General features: G+C 36.4%; 5 protein-coding genes. 3 read left to right on the top strand and 2 right to left on the bottom strand.

Going from position 1 to position 4,996, the window contains the following annotated elements; all coding sequences use genetic code 11:
- The first annotated feature begins 199 nt into the window (after positions 1–199).
- From RQ907_RS07570 to RQ907_RS07560, 3 genes are read left to right on the top strand one after another with little or no spacing between them, the layout of a single operon-like run.
- A complete protein-coding gene (locus RQ907_RS07570) occupies positions 200–910 on the top strand; it encodes a methyltransferase (protein WP_311492768.1) in 711 nt (236 codons plus the stop codon).
- Positions 910–1,734 (top strand): 16S rRNA (cytidine(1402)-2'-O)-methyltransferase, encoded by an 825-nt coding sequence (gene rsmI / locus RQ907_RS07565; RefSeq protein WP_311492767.1) that lies wholly within the window; start codon positions 910–912, stop codon positions 1,732–1,734. The genes RQ907_RS07570 and rsmI overlap by 1 nt, the downstream gene beginning before the upstream one ends.
- Before the next feature lie 2 nt (positions 1,735–1,736).
- A complete protein-coding gene (locus RQ907_RS07560; protein ID WP_311492766.1) occupies positions 1,737–1,910 on the top strand; it encodes a hypothetical protein in 174 nt (57 codons plus the stop codon).
- Between the two features lie 100 nt (positions 1,911–2,010).
- Here RQ907_RS07560 and RQ907_RS07555 read toward each other — a convergent pair whose 3' ends face one another.
- Positions 2,011–4,128, bottom strand: coding sequence for a glycoside hydrolase family 3 N-terminal domain-containing protein (locus RQ907_RS07555; RefSeq protein ID WP_311492765.1), 2,118 nt, complete (start codon positions 4,126–4,128; stop codon positions 2,011–2,013).
- A gap of 74 nt (positions 4,129–4,202) precedes the next feature.
- The coding region (locus RQ907_RS07550) for an MFS transporter (RefSeq protein ID WP_311492764.1) at positions 4,203–4,996 on the bottom strand (794 nt) is incomplete at its 5' end.

The raw sequence follows: 4,996 nt of genomic DNA, 5'->3' as shown, positions 1-4,996 counted from the left end.
ACTGTCGGTATCGGAATTTCACCGATTCGGCTTTCGCTCGCAGACTATAACTGCCGGTGGAGAATCTCACTCCGCCCTGAAGATTTTTTATCTTTACAACCACAATTATAATATAAGGTTTTCCTTTTGTCAAATCTTTCTCAATTATCTTTATCATCCATAAATTTAACTATCTGATTTTTTCTGATATAATATACATATGAAAAAACTAGATTATATACCAAGAACAAATTTAAAAATGATCCACGTTGAGGATGCCTATTCTTTTGGAATCGACTCAATTTTACTAGGAGATTTTGCAAAAATGAAAAAAGACAAAATCCTCCTAGATATAGGTTCTGGCAATGGGATTTTAGCCATGATGGCCAATGGTCTCTACGACCTAAAAAAAGTCTATGCTGTAGAAATCCAAGCCAACAAAACTAAGATTTTAAAGGAAAATTTAGACCTTAACCATATAAAAAATATAGAAATTATAAATGAGGACTTAAATAAAATAGATTTTAAAGAAAATACTCTGGACTATATAATAACCAATCCTCCCTACTACAAAATAGACCAAAATATAAAAAACAAGGATGAAGAGTTTCTGATTTCCAGGCAAGAAATCTACTTAAACCTAGATGATATTTTTGCCTTTGCCAACAAGACTCTAAAGGATAAGGGCAAAATCTTTATGATTCACAAACCCGAAAGAATGGTTGAAATATTTAATAAATCAGGAAATTTAAAACCAAAAAGAATTCGCTTTGTATCATCAACCTTTGATACCAAACCTCAATTTATCCTAATAGAATTTGTAAAAAACGCCAAAGATGGTCTTAAAATCGAGGACCCAATCATAATTTACAAAGACGGCTCATATACCAATCAAGTTAAAAAAATAAACGGAACCTACAAGGAGGACTAATGGATTATCAAATATATTTTGTGCCAACCCCAATTGGCAACCTAGAAGATATGACCCTAAGGGCAATAAATACCCTAAAAGCTGTTGACCTAATAGCCTGCGAAGACACCAGAGAATCAAAAAAACTCTTAGACTTTTATGAGATAAATAAACCCCTCACTTCCTACCACAAATTTAACGAACAAGCCAAAAGCGAAGAGCTAATTAAAAAAGCTATTGAAGGAGTAACAATAGGAGTAATCAGCGACCAAGGTATGCCTGGCATGTCAGATCCTGGAGAAATCCTCATAAAAAAATGTATTGAAAATAAGATTTCATACACAATTCTACCTGGTCCAAGCTCAATACTTACAGCCCTCATAGGGTCTGGTCAGGATATGTCAGCCTTTACCTTTTATGGATTTATCGGCAAAAAATCCAGGGAAAAAAGTGAATTGTACGAAAAGTTAAAAAACGAAGACAAAACTTCGATTATTTTTGACTCAGTCCACAACCTCCCAAAAACAATCGAAGACTTTAAGGAAATCTTCCCAGAAAGAAAGCTTACCATTGCAAGGGAACTTACTAAAAAATTTGAAGAATACCAGACCTACACAATCAAAGACATAGACCCAGAACAAATCACCTTCAAAGGCGAATTTGTCTTAATTTTAGAAGGCAAAAAAGAAGAAGATTCAGGCGACCTTTCAAGCTTTGACGAAAAGATAAAAGAAATGATTAAGGACGGCAAGGCTACAAAAGAGATTGTCAAAGAAATAAAAAGAGTTAGTCCTTTTTCAAAAAACGAAATATATGAATATGTAATTAACTTTAATAAGGAATAGCGATGAAAAATTCTAAAAGATATTTACTTATAGGACTGGGAATGATTTTAATCGCCATAGTTTTCATAGCATATGCCCTAGGCCACCCAGAAGCATCCTTTCCATGGTCTAATAATATAACATATATCATTTATATGACCTACCTGGTATTAGTAATTTATTTCGTAAGTAAGTGATCAAATAAGCAAAAATAATTTATTTAAAAAAATTTCAAATAGGATTAGAAAACCCTCCTTGATTTTAAAGGAGGGTTCGTTTTATATCTGAATATTATTTTTAATAAGCTAGGCCGAAACCAAGTTTATATTCATTGCCACACTCGTCTTTATAGGCGTAGGTCATGCCTTCTGACATATATTTGTCTTTATCATAGCCTGGTACATCGTTAGGACTTACACAAATTCCATTTTCATCTACTGCTATGGCTTCTTCTCCCTTAGGGAAGGTAAATGGTAATTTACCTGTTGGGGCAAATTTGCCTATTAATACATCTACTTGGGCTGGGATGAAGGTTTCGAAGTTTGCTAGAAGAACGTCTGCATATTTTTCTGCATTTTCTAATAGCCATGGCATGGTTGAGTTGACTGATACTATTAATTTTGCTCCGTTTTTGTCTGCTAGCTTTCTATATTCTTCAAGCTTTCCTATATTTGCTACTGTTGTTTCTGTGTATTCTGAGCCGTCTAGGGCTTTGTTTGTTTTTTCTTCGCATAGGTCTAGTTCTAGAAGGCCTGGGGTTGCTGAGAAGTAGTTGCCTGATTTTGGTGTGATTTGTACAAAGATTGCTTCTGCTTCTTCAGGTCTTTCTACTGGGATGATGTCATCCCTATCTTTTAATTCTTTTAATGCTTCATTTCTAAAGGTTTCTGCCTTGTCGGCTTCCTTGTGGAGGTAGTCGAAGTAGACTTTTGTTTTTTCCTTTAGTGGAAGAGCATTTTCTTTATTTTTTAATAAGACTACTGATCTTTGGTGGGCTGAGTAGACCTTGGCTAGGTTTTTTTCATCTCTTACGATTTCTTTTGCTTTGGCTGGGTCTACGTAGGTTTTCTCATCGAATAGTCCTAGGTCAAACATTTCTTTTAATAATCTTACGTTTGCTTCTACTAGTCTTTCATGGGAGATCTTGCCTTCATCGTAGGCCTGGATTATCCAGTGGCTTTCGTTGGTGTCTGAGATTAAATCTACCCCGTTATTTACTGCATAGGCAGCACGGTCTTGTTTTTCAAGGTGCATTACTCCCCATGCCATGTTATCTAGGATACCTGAGTCTGAGTTGATGTAGCCTTTAAAGCCCATGTCTTCTCTTAGGATATTTTGGATGAAGTATTCATTAAAGGCGAAGCCTACTGGCTCAAATGGAATTCTCTTGCCCTTGTAGTTTTGAACTGCTGATTTTTCGTGGGCTGGGATTGAGTAATATGGCATGATTGATGATACATTTTTATCTACTGCTGCCTTAAATGGTGGCATATGGTATTTTTCTAGAGAGCCTGGGGTCCTATAAACGTTAAATTTTCCTTCTGCATAGTGAGGGTCAAAGCCATTTTCTCTTGCTCCTCCACCTGGGAAGTGCTTCATGGTCATGGCTACTGATTCTTCGTTTAATTCTTCGCCTTGGAAAGCATCTAATAAGTCTTCGCCTGCTTTTGTGATTAATTCTACATCTTCACCGAAGGTTCCATAAAATCTTTGCCATCTAGGGTCTGTGGCTGTATCTAGCATGTACATATAGCCTTTTCTAAGGCCTGAATATTTCCATTCATCTCTTGCTATCTCGCCGAATTCTTTAAAGATTGAATAGTCATAGTCCCCATCTGGATGGTAATTTCTTGCCTTATCTCCAAGATATACTGCAGCAAGGCCTAGGGTTGATGGGTAGGTTGTAAATACTCCTACTGCATCGTTCATTCCGAAGGTTCTTTCAGCATTTTCATTTCTTGAGTTTGAAGCAATTATTACTGGGATTCCTAGGCGGCTTTCTTCTGCCACTTCATTTAGGGCATTGACCCATCTTGCTATGTCTTCTTCTGAGAAGTTTTCTCTTAGGATAAAGTGTCTAAGGCCCATTTCCTTGATGTGTTTGGTTGAACCGTGGTTTATTTGACCGATAAAGATATTTTTATCTTCGTAGACTTCTTCATCTAGGATGCCATCATGGCTTGTTTTTGACTTATCTTCTTGGGCTAGACCCATTCTTTGGCTTTTTATTACCATGTTGCCTGCAAGCTCTTCTACAGTCATCCTATTTGCAAGGTCTCTTGCCCTTGTTTCTGAATCTAATCTCCAATCCTCATATGGGTCTAGGACGCCATTGTCATTTAGGTCTTTAAATTTTAGGCCTTCTACTTCTAGTATATGTTTACTTCTAGTTTCTAGTTTTGGTTGTCTTTTCATATAGCTTCCTTCCTTGTTTATTTTTTGAAAAAAGACCCCCAGAAAGGGCTGGGCCCAATAGGAGGTCAATTTTTTTAATCTCTCTTTTCACTTAGGTATTTATTATTCTTTTCAACTTGTTTTTTATTTAGTGGATATATGAATAAAACTACTAGTCCACCTACGATTAGGGCTATGGCTGGGATTAGGGTTGCGCTGTTGTAAATTCCTAGGTTTACTGCTGCTGTTTGTACTTCTGCTCCCTTTACATAACCAACTGCAGATAGGGCATAACCACCTAGACCACCTGCAAAAGCTTGGCCTAATTTTCTAGCAAAAGAATAGATTGCGTAGACTTTTCCATCATCTCTGACTCCGTTTTTGATTTCTAGATCGTCTATTACATCTGTAATCATTGCCCAAGTTAGGGTGTTGAAGATTCCTAGGAAAACATAAGCTAAGGCTGTTCCTGCTAGGAATACATACATGCTCTTTACCTTTACTAGGAAAAGTAATAGGTAGATAGCACCTGATGTTATAAGTCCTATGACTGTTGCTTCTTTTTTACCAATTTTTTGGCCAAGTTTCATTGCCATTGGCGCTGTAAATAACATTGGTACTGTTGTTACAAGGCCTGCTAATTGCATACCTGTTGAGTTTTCAAAGTAGTTTCTATAAACATAGGCATTCATTGAACCGATTAATAGCATTCCTAATAGGAGGCATATTGATACAATGATTACTGATAGAAGAGATCTCTTGTTGATTACATTTCCTATGCCAGCAAATACATTTTCTTTTTTCCCGCCAGATTCTCTAGCTATGTCTACTCTTTCTGTTACAAACTGATAACATAGGAAATATGCTAATACTGCTATGACCCCGTAAA

Origin of the sequence: uncultured Anaerococcus sp., from assembly GCF_963510575.1 — a bacterium.
In the GTDB taxonomy this organism is placed as follows: Bacteria; Bacillota; Clostridia; order Tissierellales; family Peptoniphilaceae; genus Anaerococcus.
The sequence above is the reverse complement of the archived record's forward strand: the minus strand, read 5'-3'. Positions and strand labels throughout refer to the sequence as shown.